This window comes from Edaphovirga cremea (assembly GCF_003332275.1).
In the GTDB taxonomy this organism is placed as follows: Bacteria; Pseudomonadota; Gammaproteobacteria; order Enterobacterales; family Enterobacteriaceae; genus Edaphovirga; species Edaphovirga cremea.
On sequence record NZ_QOVA01000002.1, the window covers coordinates 236324 to 252621 of the forward strand.

At 50.6% G+C, this 16298-nt stretch carries 11 protein-coding genes; 2 read left to right on the forward strand and 9 right to left on the reverse strand.

What is annotated here, in order from left to right; translation table 11 throughout:
* Positions 1–48: 48 nt before the first annotated feature.
* The 5 genes from treC to DRI82_RS04075 form a co-directional block, all read right to left on the reverse strand.
* The gene (treC, locus tag DRI82_RS04055) at positions 49–1710 is read right to left on the reverse strand and encodes an alpha,alpha-phosphotrehalase (protein ID WP_114192212.1); all 1662 of its coding nucleotides are present in this window, start codon (positions 1708–1710) and stop codon (positions 49–51) included.
* A 75-nt stretch (positions 1711–1785) separates the two neighbouring features.
* Entirely contained in the window at positions 1786–3204 is a 1419-nt protein-coding gene (treB, locus tag DRI82_RS04060) for a PTS trehalose transporter subunit IIBC (protein ID WP_114192213.1), read from the reverse strand.
* Positions 3205–3515: 311 nt separating this feature from the next.
* A complete protein-coding gene (gene treR, locus DRI82_RS04065; protein WP_114192214.1) occupies positions 3516–4463 on the reverse strand; it encodes a trehalose operon repressor TreR in 948 nt (315 codons plus the stop codon).
* Between the two features lie 155 nt (positions 4464–4618).
* Positions 4619–5608: a Gfo/Idh/MocA family protein gene (locus tag DRI82_RS04070; RefSeq protein ID WP_114192215.1), complete on the reverse strand. Its 990-nt coding sequence runs from the start codon at positions 5606–5608 to the stop codon at positions 4619–4621.
* 28 nt (positions 5609–5636) lie between these two features.
* Positions 5637–6143 (reverse strand): M48 metallopeptidase family protein, encoded by a 507-nt coding sequence (locus tag DRI82_RS04075; protein WP_114192216.1) that lies wholly within the window; start codon positions 6141–6143, stop codon positions 5637–5639.
* A 173-nt stretch (positions 6144–6316) separates the two neighbouring features.
* Between DRI82_RS04075 and rlmG the strand changes: the two genes are divergently transcribed.
* Entirely contained in the window at positions 6317–7456 is a 1140-nt protein-coding gene (gene rlmG, locus DRI82_RS04080; RefSeq protein WP_114192217.1) for a 23S rRNA (guanine(1835)-N(2))-methyltransferase RlmG, read from the forward strand.
* A gap of 78 nt (positions 7457–7534) precedes the next feature.
* On the opposite strand, the gene DRI82_RS04085 is transcribed toward rlmG, so the two are convergent.
* Positions 7535–9556 (reverse strand): NADPH-dependent 2,4-dienoyl-CoA reductase, encoded by a 2022-nt coding sequence (locus DRI82_RS04085; RefSeq protein ID WP_114192218.1) that lies wholly within the window; start codon positions 9554–9556, stop codon positions 7535–7537.
* A gap of 230 nt (positions 9557–9786) precedes the next feature.
* Positions 9787–10434 carry a LuxR C-terminal-related transcriptional regulator gene (locus tag DRI82_RS04090; RefSeq protein WP_114192219.1) on the reverse strand — a complete coding sequence of 216 codons (648 nt, stop codon included), beginning with the start codon at positions 10432–10434 and terminating at the stop codon, positions 9787–9789.
* Between the two features lie 412 nt (positions 10435–10846).
* Here DRI82_RS04090 and DRI82_RS04095 point away from each other — a divergent pair, with 412 nt between their 5' ends.
* Positions 10847–11713, forward strand: coding sequence for a crotonase/enoyl-CoA hydratase family protein (locus DRI82_RS04095; protein ID WP_114192220.1), 867 nt, complete (start codon positions 10847–10849; stop codon positions 11711–11713).
* Positions 11714–11718: 5 nt separating this feature from the next.
* On the opposite strand, the gene pdeR is transcribed toward DRI82_RS04095, so the two are convergent.
* Complete coding sequence (gene pdeR, locus DRI82_RS04100) at positions 11719–13731, reverse strand: cyclic di-GMP phosphodiesterase (protein ID WP_114192221.1); 2013 nt, start codon at positions 13729–13731, stop codon at positions 11719–11721.
* A gap of 251 nt (positions 13732–13982) precedes the next feature.
* The gene (bglX, locus tag DRI82_RS04105; RefSeq protein WP_114192222.1) at positions 13983–16277 is read right to left on the reverse strand and encodes a beta-glucosidase BglX; all 2295 of its coding nucleotides are present in this window, start codon (positions 16275–16277) and stop codon (positions 13983–13985) included.
* Between the last annotated feature and the right edge of the window lie 21 nt (positions 16278–16298).

Sequence of the window (16298 nt, forward strand, 5' to 3'; positions counted from 1 at the left end):
ACACGCGTGGCAATATACAAATACCACGCGTGGGGAGGTCAATCCTGCTTAATCTTGTATCCAGTAAATGGCTTCAAACGGACGCAATGTCAGCGTTGCCGGTGCAGAGATTGCATCCGCATAGTTGCTCATCAGCACTCGCCACGTTCCGCCTGCGGGTAAAGTTTGCGCATCCCAATGCTGGGGTTCGGCACTGAGATTAGCCAGCACCAGCAATTTCTGGCCATCCCCATTGCGTTGATAACACCACACCGACGGATGCTCCGGCAACAAGTCGTGATAATCGCCGAAGGTGAGCAGTGGAATCTGCTTACGCAGGACAATCAATTGCTGATAGGTGTAAAACACGGAGTCGGTATCCGTCAATGCCTGCACCGTATTGATCTGCGGGTAGTTGGCGCAAGGTTCAATCCACGGCGTGCCTGCGCTGAATCCTGCATTTTTACTGTCGTCCCACTGCATCGGTGTGCGGCCATTGTCTCGGGATTTAGTGCGCAAAATTGCCAGCAATTGTTCTTCACTCTGGCCTGCGGCCTTGAGTTCCGCGAACATATTCAGGCTTTCGACATCGCGGTAGTGATTGAGATGTGTATAACCCGGATTGGTCATACCGATCTCTTCGCCCTGATAGATGTAAGGTGTACCTTGCATACCGTGCAGCACCATTGCCAGCATTTTGGCGGCCGGTACCCGCAATTCCCCTTCATCGCCAAAGCGTGAAACGATGCGCGGCTGATCGTGGTTACACCAGAACAGCGCATTCCAGGCATAGCCATGCATCCCTTGCTGCCACTGGTTGAAAAGCTGTTTAAGCTGCACAAAGTCCGGTTTGGCCAGCGTCCATTTATCGCCATTCGGATAATCCACTTTCAGGTGATGAAAGTTGAAGGTCATCGACAATTCGCTGCCATCGAGTGCGCCATAGCGGCGGCAGCTTTCCAGACTGGTGGAGGACATCTCGCCTACGGTCATCAACCCTCTGGGCTGAAAGACTTCGCGGCTGAACTCCTGCAAAAACTCATGGATACGTGGGCCATCGGTATAGAAACGGCGGCCATCACCACGATCGTCATTTGGGAAATCCTGCTGTTTGGACACCAGGTTAATCACGTCCAAACGCAGGCCATCAATACCTTTATCAGCCCAGAACTCGCAGACCTTCTTCAACTCATCGCGGACGGGCGGATGTTCCCAATTGAGATCGGCCTGCTCGGTGGCGAACAGGTGCAAATAATACTGGCCGCTGGCTGCGTGCCATTGCCAGGCATTGCCGCCAAATTTTGAGCGCCAGTTGTTGGGCAGCCCATCGCCTTCGCCATCGCGCCAAATATAAAACTGACGATAAGGACTGTGGATGTCCTGCGACTGCTGGAACCATTCATGTTGCGTCGACGTGTGGTTAAACACCATATCCATCACGAGGCGAATGCCACGCTGATGTGCTGCGGCGATCAGGGTATCCATATCATCCATGGTGCCATAGGCCGGATCGATGGCGCAGTAATCCGCCACGTCATAGCCATTATCCACTTGCGGTGAGAGATAGACCGGCGTTAACCAGATAGCATCAACACCAAGTTGTTGCAGATAGTCGAGACGACGTGTTACCCCGGCGATATCGCCAAAGCCGTTGCCGGTACTGTCCTGGAAACTCTTCGGATAGATTTGGTAGATAACACCATTTTGCCACCAGGGGAGGGATGTTTTCATCGGAACGACTCTCTTTCATCAAAGTAGGTAAAAACTGCGCGGCCTTAACACCGCGCAGTTACAGGGTATAGCGGATTACACGATTAACAATTTACCGGTGCGCAGCTTGCGCTTGTAGACCAACATGGTCAGCAGCAATGGGATCACAATGGCAACCAGCATGGCGAGGGAGAAAATTCCCCAGAATTGCGGTTTGATGGACAGGATGCCTGGCAGACCGCCAACACCAATACCGTTGGCCGTGACGCCCGCGAGACCGCACATCAGAGAAGCAACGGCGGAACCGATCATGGCGCATAACATCGGGAAGCGATATTTCAGGTTTATCCCGTACATGGCCGGTTCGGTGACGCCAAGGAATGCTGAAATCGCAGCGGGAACAGACACTTCGCGCTCATTCTCTTTTCTGCTGACGATAATGATACCGACAACGGCTGATGCCTGAGCGATGTTGGAAATGGCAATCAGTGGCCAAACTGGCGTACCACCCATGCTCTGAATCATCTGCATATCGATTGCCAGCGTGGTTTGGTGTACACCGGTTATGACCAGCGGGGCATACAGGAAACCAAACAGGGCTGCGCCAATCGGTGCAAAGCTGCCGGTCATGACGGCTTTCACTGCCCAGGCAACGCCGTCACCGATCATGCGACCAAATGGCCCGATCAATGTATGCGCCAGGAACACCGCCAGAATCAGTGAAACAACCGGGACGATGACCAGATAGAGATAATCCGGCACGATGCGTTTCAAACGGGTTTCGATATAACCGAGTGCGACACCTGCCAGCATGGAGGGGATAACCTGCGCCTGATAACCCACTTTTTCAATGGTAAACCAACCGAAGTTCCACACATCCGGGATTTGCTGGCCGAGCAGGTAGGAATTCATTAATTGCGGTGAAACCAGGGTGATCCCCAGCACGATACCGAGAATGGGCGTGCCGCCCATTTTCCTCACGGTCGACCAACAGATTCCCACTGGCAGATAGAAGAAGATCGCTTCACCCAGCAGCCACAGGAAGTCGTAAATGGTTTTCCACAAAGGATGCATCTGCGCCAGCGTCAATCCGCCGCTCATCGGGATATCACCAATGACGTTACGGAAACCGAGGATCAAACCCCCACTGATCAGCGCAGGTAACAGTGGGAAGAAAATTTCGGCGAAGTGCGAGATACCGCGTTCGAACCAGGTCATATTTTGCCGGGCAGCCACTTTGGCCTGCTCTTTATTGGCTTCATTCTGACCGGTTTTGGCAATCAGCGCCTGATAGTATTCACCGACTTCCGGGCCAATAACGACCTGAAATTGCCCAGCATTGGTGAAACACCCCTTTACCATCCGCAGTTCTTCAATAGCTTTGGGGTCGGCTTTTGCCGGGTCGTTGAGCACAAAACGCAGACGGGTAATGCAATGGGTCACGGTAGCAATATTGCCACTGCCTCCCACCAGTTCAATAAGTTTGGTGACATCTTCTTGGTTTACTTTGCTCATTTTAGACCCTTCATACTTGAAGTTGCAGGGGTGTTAGCACGGTCACAAACCCGAATCACTGACCTGTGTCAGCTCATCGGGATTCGCACGCTTGCTTCCTACCTGCATCTCCAATTACTTTGGGTAGACCCCTTATTATTTGGGGATAGAGGCAGGGATAAGATGGAATAAGCATAGCGCGTGATCTGGTATTTTGAACTGGGAACGTTCCCATTTTGTAGAGAGGATCACAATCTTTGCTTTTTCAGATAGAGAAAACGGAGTCATCCACACGAAGGGCGATCGGCCCCTTTACACAGAAGGGGCGAGGATCAGACTAATTTACAGGGAACAATAATATGTTGTTGCTCGGCATGGTGAACCAACTGTGCGAGCAGTTGTTGCGCCGCCTGGATCCCGGCATAACCATAGCCCAACTCGACGGTGAACGTTGTCGGAAACAGAAAACCCAACAGCGGGTTATTGCCAATACCACAGACCTGGATCGTGTTGCGATCATGCTGCTGCAAATATTTTACAACACCCAACGCGATGGTATCTGAGGCGCAAATTATCGCGCTGGTCTGTGGTTGCAGGACATCGGGCGTATGCTGGAAACCGCTTTGGTAGCTGAGTTCACCCAGGGCAACGGTGGCATCAAGCCCATGGGTTTCGCAGTAGCTCTGATATGCCTGATAGCGCCGCATCCCTGTTGTGGCATCGGCCTGATTCACACCAATATAGCTGATGTGCCTGTGACCCTTTTCGCGCAAGATTTCCATCAGCAGATGCACGGCTCCAGCATCGTCATAACAGACCGAAGAGAGGCTGGAATATTCACGTGCCAGCACCACCATTTTATCTCGCCAGTCACCGAATTTGCTTTCATCCAGACCGGTAAAACCGAACAGGATCACACCATCGACGTTACGCTGGTGCAAAATGTGCAGATGCTCATCGACCAGATCTGGCCTGAACTGGCTCTCCATCACGATAGGATCGTAGCCGTGCTGATAAAACAGCGGCAGCATGGCTCGCACGGCCTGGTTTTCAGACGGTGAATCAAGGCGCGACACAATAATCCCGACAACTTTATCGCTCTGTCCGCGCATGGCCCGTGCTGATTTCGACGGCGTGAAACCTTGTTGGCGAATCACCTCTTCGATGCGTTCGCGGGTCTGCGGACTGACGCTGCCTTCGTTATTGATCACGCGCGAGACAGTGGATTTACCCACGCCGCTCAAGCGGGCGATATCTTTAATTGTCAGACGATTTTGCATGGTTTACTTACTATTGAGGTTGTAGGGCGTAAACTCCTGGCATTGCCCAAACCAGCGGGCAATGGCGAATCGGGTAGATAATTCAGTTTACTGTCTGCCGACGCTCTACGCACCCCTTATCAACCAAGGGCGAGAATGCCATTGTTTTCCTCAGATTAGTGGGAGGCTGGTGCATCAGCCGGGAAAATAACGCCGGTCTGGCGGCGGATTTCAGTCAGAAGCTTGGCCGTAATGCGTGATACTTCAAGCCCGGCGTGCTCTACCTGATGATTTTCAATCAGATTGGCAAAGGTCTCGGCCTCATACAGCATGGTATTGATATGCTGGGGTTGGGTGAGATCCAGGCGCTGGCCGCCCCGTGGCGTAAAGGCAATGGACTGGCACTCAGATATTTTTTCGATCTCCAACGTCCCCTCTTCACCCTGAATTTCGCTCGGCAAAGCAGAATCACTGACTTTGGAGTGAGAAATCAGCGCATCAAAATCACCATAATTCAGGAAAACCGTGCCGTGTCCGTCTACACCGCTCTCAAGCAGGGTTGCGCTGGCCGTCACTGACTTTGGCTCGCCCCACAAGGCGACGGCGCTCGCCAGACAGTAGTAACCAATGTCCATAATCGAACCATTGGAAAATGCAGGATTAAACGTATTTGGATTCTCCCCTGCCAGATAGCGTGGGTAGCGTGATGAGTATTGGCAATAACTGAGGTAGGCTTTGCGCAGCGTACCCACTCGGGACAGTGCATTTTTAATATGCAGGAAATTTGGCAGCCAGGCCGTCTTAAAGGCTTCAAACAGTACCACATCATTTTCTTTGGCACAGGCAATCATGCTTTCCGCCTCGGCCAGGGTTGAGGCCAGCGGCTTTTCGCAAATGACATGTTTCTTGTGGCTCAGGAAGAGTAGGGACTGTTGACAGTGCAGCGAGTTGGGGCTGGCGATATAGACCGCATCAATGACATCTGATGACGCCATTTCCTCCAACGAATCGAAATAGTGCTTAACGGGATAATCTGCACCAAACGCCCGCGCCTTTTCCAGATCCCGTGAATAAATCGCGGCCAGCTTCATTTTGCCGCTTTCATGGGCAGCATCAATAAAACGCTGAGTGATCCAATTGGTACCGACAACCGCAAAGCGAATCATATGTAACTCCATTTTCTGCACAAAGGTATCAGCCGTATAGCTTGCCGAAAAGCGAAAGGTGCGTCAGGTATAACCGGGTATCAAACTCTAACTGATGATAATCGGGATCCATATGACAACACAGACTATAGAACGATTTGTTGTGTTCTTTTTCTTTCAGGTGCGCCAATTCATGTACCACGATCATGCGTAAAAGGGCTTCGGGAGCACACTTAAACACCGTGGCAACACGAATCTCCGCTTTTGCCTTCAGCTTGTTACCCTGAACGCGGGAAATCGCCGTATGCAGACCCAGGGCATGCTTCATCACCTGTATTTTGTTGTCATAGGCGACCTTGCTCAATGGCGCGGCATTGCGCAAGAATTGATTCTTGATATCTATTGTATATTGATAGAGCGACTTGTCGGTCGTGAAATCATGCGGTTCGGGATAACGCTGCAGCAGAACAGTGCCTAATCGCTGCTGGCTGATTAACTGGCGAACCTGGGTTTGAAGCGGGTCAGGGTAGCCTTGTAAATAAGTCAGTTCCTGCATCTCTATTCTGCGTACTCTTAGATGAAAACGAAAAAAAGTTGGCGTTCATTGTAAGGCGTTTTGTTGTGCAAACCATGATGAAGCCACATTAAGTCAGTTTTAACCGAAAAAACATTTTACTGACAGGCAAATTTAAGGGATAAACAGCCCAAATTTATTATTCAGGAGGGGCGATGAGCCAATTCGAACTGGGAACACTGCGCCTTGAACTGGAGCGTTACCCGCAACAGGAAAATTCCACCCAACTGCAAGCCTGGGAAGCGGCCGATGAATATCTGCTGCAATCCATTGATACGCAGAATCTTTCAGGGCGACCAGTGCTGATTTTCAACGACACTTTTGGTGCGCTGGCTTGTGCATTGCAAGAGTTTGCCCCGTTCAGCAGCAGCGACTCTTACATGAGTCAATTGGCGACGCGGCATAATCTTGAATTGAACGGGATTGATCCTGGGCAAGTGACCCTGCTTGGCAGCCTCGACGACTTGCCCGATGCACCCGCACTGGTGATTTTCAGGATACCCAAGACGCTGGCGTTGCTCGAGCATCAGTTGCAGGCGCTGCGTAATGTGGTGAAACCCGACACGGTGATCATTGCTGGTGCGAAGGCCCGTGACGTTCACAACTCGACGATGCAACTTTTTGAACGCATCATTGGACCCACCAAGACCAGTCTGGCGTGGAAAAAAGCGCGATTGATTCACTGCACGGTGGCTGATTTACCGCAGGCGGATACACCCATTGTCAGCGAATGGCCGTTGGTTGGCACCCAGTATCAGATCGTGAATCAGGCGAATGTGTTTTCCCGCACCGGGCTGGACATCGGCGCGCGTTTCTTCATGCAGTATTTGCCACACGATCTGACCGGGCGCATCGCCGATCTGGGCTGTGGCAATGGCATCATTGGCCTGATTGCGCTTGAGCAAAATCCGCAGGCCGAAATGCTGTTTGTCGATGAGTCTTATATGGCGGTCGAATCCAGCCGGGCCAACGTGGAGCGTAACCTTCCGCAGGATTTGTCGCGCTGCGAATTTGAGGTCAACAACTCCCTGGCTGGCGTGGAGCGTGAAAGCCTACAGGCTGTGCTGTGCAACCCACCTTTCCATCAGTTGCACGCGGTCACCGACCACGTTGCCTGGCAGATGTTTTGCGATGCCAAGCGCTGTCTGCAATCGGGCGGCGAATTACTGATCGTAGGGAATCGCCACCTCGATTATTTCCATAAGCTCAAGCGCTTGTTTGGCAACTGTACAACCATCGACTCGAACCAGAAGTTTGTGGTGTTGCAGTCGATTAAAAACGGTTCCCAGCGCTAAACATGATATTACGTATATCATCGCGTAAGAACATGATCGTGTAGGCACATTACCGCTGGCGAGTGGCGCAACTGTAGGTTAAAGCGCCATCGCCAGTCGTGTACCTTGATCGATTGCGCGACGGGCGTCCAGCTCTAGCGCGACGTCGGCACCACCAATCAAATGAACCGTTTTTCCTGCCGCAATCAGCGGATCGTATAGCGCCCGTTGCGGTTCCTGTCCCGCGCAAATCACGATGGTATCGACGGCCAGACAGTGCGGCTGACCATCAACCTGGATATGCAATCCTGCGTCATCTATCTTTTCATAACTCACGCCGCTGACCATTTTCACACCGCGATGCAACAGGCTGGTACGGTGGATCCAGCCCGTCGTTTTTGCCAGACCCGCACCCACTTTACTGCTTTTACGTTGTAATAAAGTAATGTCGCGCGGCGAACGTTGCGGATGCCCGCCATCAGTTTTCAATCCGCCCCGTTGCGACAGGCTTTGGTCGATTCCCCATTCGAGACAGAACCGCTCACTACTGAGGCTGGTGGAGGGGCCGGATTGACTGAGGTATTCAGCGGTATCAAAACCAATACCCCCAGCACCGATAATGGCAATGCGCTGCCCGACCGGTTTTTTATCGCGCAGTACGTCCAGATAACTCAGTACTTTTGGGTGCGTGATTCCGGCGATCTCGGGTAAGCGCGGAACGATACCGCTTGCCAGTATGATTTCATCGAAATCAATAAGATCACTGGCATTTACGGTCTGGCCGAGTTGCAAGGACACTCCCAGTAAACTGAGTTGACGACGAAAATAGCGCAACGTTTCCGTGAACTCTTCTTTGCCGGGGATCTGGCGGGCAATATTGAATTGCCCGCCCACCTCGCTATGGGCATCAAAAAGCGTGACGCGATGGCCGAGTCTGGCAGCCGTGGTGGCAAAAGACAGACCCGCCGGACCTGCACCGACCACCGCCAGATTTTTCTTTATTTTTGCCGGGATCAGCGGCATTTCAGTTTCACGGCATGCGCGGGGATTCACCAGACAAGACGTCAGTTTCCCTTCGAAAATCTGGTCCAGACAGGCCTGATTGCAGCCAATACAGGTATTGATCTCATCAGCCCGTCCTTGGGTTGCCTTCTCAACAAATTCAGCATCCGCCAGAAATGGACGCGCCATCGAAACCATATCGGCACAACCGTCGCGAAGGATTTGCTCGGCAACCGCCGGATCGTTGATGCGATTGGTCGTGATAAGCGGAATGTTGACTTTCCCCACCAATTTACGCGTTACCCAACTGAAAGCAGCACGGGGAACCATGGTAGCAATCGTCGGGATGCGGGCTTCATGCCAACCGATACCGGTATTAATCAGCGTAGCGCCAGCGCGTTCAATCCCTTGCGCCAACGTGACAATTTCCTCCCAATCGGACCCTTCCTCAACCAGGTCAAGCATCGACAAACGATAGATAATAATAAAATCCGTGCCGCAGGTCTGGCGCACCGCTTGTACGATGGCCAATGCAAAACGCATTCTGTTTTCAGCATTTCCTCCCCATTGATCCTGCCGTTGGTTGGTTCGGGCAGCCAGGAACTGGTTAATCAAATACCCTTCAGAACCCATGATCTCTACACCGTCATAACCCGCGGTTTTTGCCAGCGTGGCGCAGTGGGCGAAATCAGCGATGGTTTGCAGAATTTGTTCTTCACTCAATGCCTGCGGTGCAAAGCGATTGATGGGAGCCTGCAATGCGGAAGGGGCGACAGGGTGCGGCTGGTAGCTATAGCGACCCGCATGCAGGATTTGCAACGCGATTTTGCCGCCAGCCTGGTGAACGGCATCCGTGACCTGACGGTGACCGGGTATCTGGGCATTGTCGTTCAGCGTAGAACCACCGTGATACACCACACCTTGTTGATTGGGCGCTATACCGCCAGTAACAATCAGCGCAACCCCGGCCCGGGCGCGCTCTGAATAAAAGGCAGCGAGGCGGTAGGGGCCGTCGTCAAGCTCCTCAAGGCCGGTATGCATCGATCCCATCAGCACTCTGTTTTTCAGCGTAGTGAAGCCGAGATCCAACGGCGCAAGCAGATGGGGGTAAGTGTTCATGGCGCTCTCCAACGGGTTATGCGGTAAACGTGCTCCGCAAAGAAGTGTGTCACTGTTGTACTCATCAGCCGCTGAAAGGCAAGTGGTCGGATGAGATTGTTGTGACAAATTTAGCCGTTGATTAACAGGATGTGAAATTACTCTTCACTTAATGTGATAGCAGTCATAAATTGCTGCCAAAAGACGTTATCGCGGAAAAATTCGCGGCTGAAAAAGCCGCGAGGAACGTTTTATACGAAAGCTTCTTCGCGGCGTAATACTGAACCGATAGACAACAACTCGGCATCGCTCTCCACCCCAAGTTTTTTCATGGCGTGGCGCTTCTGCGCACTGATGGTTTTGATACTGCGATTAAGCATGCGCGCAGTTTCTGTCACGTTATAGCCTGAGAAAAGGTATTTAAGCACCTTGTCTTCCCGTTCGCTTAACTGCTTGCGTAATACCGAGGGTTTTTTAATGTGCCTTTCAGGCGATTGATAATGGGTGACTGCGGGTGAAATATAATCTTTGCCACTCAGTATGGTGCGGATCCCGGTTTCTATTTCCTGCAAACTGTCTCTTTCTGATAGCATGCCATTAACATACTTTCTTGATCTGAAGAAAAGACAAGAATCATTTATTCCTGATATAAGAACTAATTTCTTATCAGGGCTGTTCTCATAAAAATTACTGATGAAAGGAAGATGAATATTAAACATATCATCGCGAGCATTAATGACAATAATCAGCATGTCGAAATCAAGTGATAAAGAATAAATATCTTCAATTCCAACCTGTTGGGAAATGACAAACTGCTTGCTGCGCTCATTGTTCAATAGTTGGGAGAGTCCATGCATCAGTAGGGCATTTTCCCCAGCTATGATTATTTTATATTGCATTATGACTCCTGAAACCTGCTGGTGAAGAAGAAGTGACAGTTACGATTTTTTACAACTACGAGGGTAACTAAAATAATGACGGCTAGATCATTATCGATGCTCATAAGGCTTTCAATTAATTTGTATTGAAGAATAAATTAACCACTGATTAATATTCCCTCTTGTCTACTAGGAATTTTTTCTTCTAATTATGCTTAACAGCATGAAAAAGTTACTTCAAATGGATTGTACAGATACCAGTACGTCAAAAGAAAATCATGTTCGAGGTGCCATTACTGCGCAAGTGTTGCGGAATTGCCAAGGTATGAGGAATTTAAATCGCCCGTATCTCATTGAACAAATTCAGTTAAGAGTTGAGCTGGACTAGGCTGATCTTGCTTCACCCACGTTTAACTTTTATTTGGACCCCATTATGAATCTTATTGATCATCCAGCTTGTCGGCCCTTCAGTGAGGCGGGACATTTATCTCAAATATCAGCATTTTATGAAGAAGGCCGCAATGTGATGTGGATGATGTTACGTTCCTATCCACGTCCTTGTTTTAATCAGGCATTAATTGAAGACATTATGATGCTGGCCGATTCGGCTAAAATGTCAAAATTACCGATAGATTTTTGGGTTACCGGCTCATTGGTCCCGAATATTTATAATGTAGGGGGCGACCTTGATTTCTTTGTCGATATGATTAAGAACCGTAAGAAGGAGAGTCTGCGAGCTTATGCCCGGGCTTGTATTGATTGCATCCATGCTGCGTCACGTGGGTTTGATATCGGTGCCATAACATTGGCCATGATTGAGGGAAGCGCACTTGGGGGAGGTTTTGAAGCCGCGCTGGCCCACCATTATGTCCTGGCTCAGGATACGGCCAGGATGGGGTTTCCTGAAATAGTCTTCAATCTTTTTCCAGGAATGGGAGCCTATTCCCTGGTTAGCCGTAAAGCAGGTATGCGTTTGGCGGAAGAGCTCATTTCAACGGGGGAATCCCACACCGCTGAGTGGTATCAGGCACGGGGACTGGTTGATACCCTTTTTCAGCCAGGTGAGGGATATGTTGCGACTCGCACCTTTATTGACTCTTTGCGTCCACGGCTCAATGGGATGCGGGCGATGCTGCGAGCCCGGCAGCGGGTGTTGCAGCTATCGAAATCGGAACTGATGGAGATTACCGAGGATTGGGTGGAAGCGGCGTTCACCCTGGAGGAGAAGGATCTCAGTTACATGGAAAGATTGGTGATGCTGCAAAATCGCCACACTGCCAGTTTACGTAAAAGCGGTTGAATGATTCAGCCATGAATTTGCGTTAACTTAACGGGTGAAGTGACTTTTCTTTGCTGAAGCCAATGTTCCAGTTCATCTGCGGGCATTGGCTTCGCAAACAGATACCCCTGCATCTCATCGGCACCGACCTGCTGAATGAATTGTTCTTCTTCTGCGGTTTCAACCCCTTCAGCCACAACTTTCAACTGCAAGGTTTTTGCGACGGCGAGGATAGTGCGGACCAACGCCTGCGCAACTTCATTGTTATTGATGCCGCGGACAAAGCTTTGATCAAGTTTGATGTAATCGATGGGTATTCTTGCCAATTGCGACAGTGAGGAGTAGCCCGTTCCAAAATCATCCAAATACACATCGGCCCCTCGTTCACGCAACTGCTCAAGGATCGCCACTGCCGCCGTTTCATCCTCCACCAGACAGCTTTCAGTCAGTTCGAAATCGAGCATGCACTTCTCCGTACCGGAGGCGGCCATCGCATCATTTAACGTACTGATAATAGAGCCATTAGTAAGTTGTCGGGCTGATAAATTTACGGCAATACGCAGGTTCAAACCTTTGTTCTGCCATTCTTTGGCCTGCAGCACAGCGGTTTCCATCACCCACTTCCCTAAGGGAGTAATCAAACCGGACTCTTCGGCATACGGGATGAAACCGTAGGGTTGTATAACCCCTCGCTCCGGCGAACGCCAGCGAAGCAGCGCTTCTACACTGTGAACGTGGCCCGTGAGGCTGGATATTTTCGGTTGGTAGTGGAGGAATAATTGGTGATCATCCAGCGCCTTGCGCAGATTGGTGTCGAGCCACATATATTCCGCGACTTTTTTATTCATCTCTGCAGAGAAAATTTGGTGCGTACCTTTCCCTTGTTCTTTGGCAACGTACATGGCGGTATCGGCATTACGGATCAAACTCTCGCCATCAGTACCATGTTGCGGACAGAGTGCAATGCCACTTGAGCAACCCGTATAAACTTCGATCAACCCAATGCGGAAAGGTGTTTTCAGGTGAGCAATAATTCGCTGGGAAATGGCCTCAAGTGCTTCAACGGAAGTGTTCTCACACAAAATAATGAATTCATCCCCACCAAGGCGCGCCAGCGTATCCTGACTGCCCAGGGAGCGCTGTATCATCAGCGACACCTCTTTCAGCAGGCGATCGCCAAACATATGCCCATAGGCATCATTAACTTTTTTGAAGTTATCCAGATCCAGATAGATCAGCCCAACCTGGTTTTCCCCGCGTTCCGTGATAGTCTGCGCCAGTTTTTCCTGGATGGCATGCCGATTTGCCAAACCGGTGATGACGTCGGTATTTGCCAGCACGCGCAGGCGCTCCTGTGCCATGCGTTCTTCGGTAATGTCTGTTCCCGAACAGATCAAATACTTCTCTTGTTTTCCGCTACCACTATGAACAAATTTGTTGCGGAACAAGAACAATCGCTGTCCTTTGACGGTGTTTATCCAGCGCTCAACTTCGTAGGACTGCTCATTACGAAAGAAACCGGTGATGTTCTGGCGGGATGCGATGCCTTCTTCCAATGACATAAACAGCTCATAGGCACTTTTACCTACAACATCCTGTTCTTTCTTGCCGGTGTACTCTTCGCTCAAGCGGTTGAAACGCTGAATTTTGCCTTCCTGATCAATAATCACAATGACCGAATTGGCTTCTGAGACCACCTGTTCTGCAAATGACAAACCCTGTTCGAGGTCATAGGCCACCGAAGAAGTATCGGTATAGTCCGATGCTGTGCCTGCCCATTCGCTGCAACTGACGCGCCGCCCGACCAGGTGCAGGCGCAGGGGGGTACCAAACAGGCTAATATTCAGGGTAAAGCTGGAGGTAATGCCAGTGAGGTGACGAACCCTATTGGCCTCAAAGACATTGAGTATCACGGCAACATTTGCCGTTCCCCTTTCAGCGGACAGTTCGAGGGCATTGCTGTCCGCAGCCAAACGCCAATAGGGGCGAGGAGTACCAAAATGTTGGTGCAGGATCGAGCCGAATTGATCTTCGATCATGAAATTTTCTCCGCAAAAGAGATTCCGCCGCCCGGTTAACGATTGTCGTTCAATTACACCTTGGCACTGCGCACAATATCCGGCAGCGTTGCAAAGACTGGCCTGATATACATTGGAAGCGAAGGTTAATCTGAAAAAAGTGCGCAGAAAACAATGATTCTAATGTTAGCAATCCTTTGAAAATCCGCCAGTGATGACATAAATCGAAAGGCGGGGGGTAAAAGCAGAATACTGCTTTTACCCCGTTAAAATCAGAGTAAAAGGAAGCTCTGCCGTTTGACGTTTTGTGAATCCAGTCCAATAAACACATTGAACTTGCCTGCCTCAGAAACCCACTTCAAATTCTCGTTATAAAAACGCAAATCCTGTTCAGTAATGGGGAAGCTGATTACCCGCTGTTCGCCGGGTTGCAACATGACTTTACTGAAGTTTTTCAGCTCTTTGACCGGACGACTGATTGAAGCGACAACATCTTGCACATAAAGCTGCACAACGGTTGCGCCACTGCGTTTGCCGGTATTCGTCACGGTTACGCTGGCTGTTAGCGTGCCTTTACTATCAAGTGTAGTAGATGAAAGCGTAATGTCTGAAACACTGAAGTCCGTATAGCTGAGTCCGTAACCAAATGGGAACAACGGGCCGTTGGTGATATCAAAATAGCGTGACGTGTATTTATCCGGTTTTTGCGGATTAAAAGGACGGCCCGTATTCAGCACGCTGTTGTAGATCGGGATTTGACCCACACTGCGTGGAAAGGTCATCGGCAGTTTTCCTGACGGGTTATAGTCGCCAAATAGAACGTCAGCAATGGCATTTCCCCCTTCCGTACCACTGAACCAGGTTTCCAGCATGGCATCGGAAATGTCATTCTCCCAGCTCAGGGTGAGCGGTCTGCCATTCATCAGTACCAGAACCAACGGTTTGCCGGTTGCTTTCAGGGCTTTGAGTAAATCGCGTTGGCTTTGTGGAATGGAGATGTCACTGCGGCTGGACGCCTCGTGCGCCATGCCTTGCGATTCCCCGACAACGGCAACCACCACATCCGCTTTCTTGGCAGTGTTTACGGCTTCATCAATCATGGCTTGCGGTGAGCGGGGGTCGACTTCCACAGATTTATCGTAAGAGTTGAGATACTTAACGATAGCGGCATCGTCAGTAATATTTGCCCCGACGGAATAAAGTACGGTGGCCTGGGTGCCAAGCGCATTTTTGATGCCCTGATAAACAGTCACCGATTGTTTGGCAGCGCCCGCCGCTGACCAACTGCCCATCACATCCCTTTGGCTGTCTGCCAAAGGACCTATCAGCGCAATAGTGCCAGACTTGGCCAAAGGTAAGGTGTTGTGATCATTTTTGAGCAGAACCAGACTGGTGCGTGCGACTTCCCGTGCTTCAGCCCGGTGCAGACGGCTTTCGGCATTGGTGTCAACGGGGTCTGTCGATGCCGGACCCAAATGCCGATAAGGATCGGCAAACAAACCCATATCCCATTTCACACCGAGTACGTTGCGTACTGCCGTATCGATATCCTGTTGTTTGATCAGCCCGTCTTTCAATAATCCCGGTAGATACTTACCGTACATGTTGTCATACATGTCCATATTTACACCGGCTTTCAAAGCCATCATGGCCGCCTGACGATCGTTTTCGGCAACACCATGTTTAACCAGCCCACCGATGGCACCGTGATCGCTGACCGTTACCCCGTTGAATTTCCATTGCTGGCGCAGAACATCGGTCAGCAGCCAGGTATTCGACGTGGCAGGAATGCCATTAACGGCATTCAATGCGACCATCACACCGCCCGCACCAGCGTCAATCGCCGCCTGGTAAGGTGGCATATAGTCTTGAAACATCTTGGGCAGGCTCATGTCTACCGAGTTGTAGTCACGGCCACCTTCACCTGCACCGTATAAAGCATAGTGCTTGACGTTAGCCATGACCCGATCCGGCGCGGAGGGGTCATCGCCCTGATAAGATTCGACCATGACTTTTGCCAGACGGGAGGTCAGATACGTATCCTCACCAAAACCTTCAGACACGCGTCCCCAGCGTGGATCGCGGGTGATATCGACCATCGGGGAAAATGTCATGTTCAGGCCATCGGCGGCCGTTTCTTTCGCTGAGATGCGTGCGCTGAGTGCCACGGCATCCATATCCCACGACGCAGCCAAACCGAGACTGATAGGAAAAACGGTACGCTGACCGTGAACAACGTCATAGGCGTAAAACAGTGGGATCTTCAGGCGACTGTATTGCACCTGATCCTGCATGCGGCGGATATCCACTTTGGTGACGGTATTGAACATCGCACCGACTTTACCGTCACGGATAGCCGCCATAATGGCGGGTTTGGGATAATCCGACCCAATGCTCACCAGATTGAGCTGCCCAATTTTTTCTTCCATTGTCATCTGCTGCATCAGCTTTTCGATGAAAATCTGTTTTTCTTTCAACTGATACTGTGGAGCTACATATTGTTGTTCGGCTATCGCAGGGCTTACAGCCAGGCAGATCATGACGCCGAGAAAGTAACGCTTAATCATTAACAATCCTTTGGCCTTATT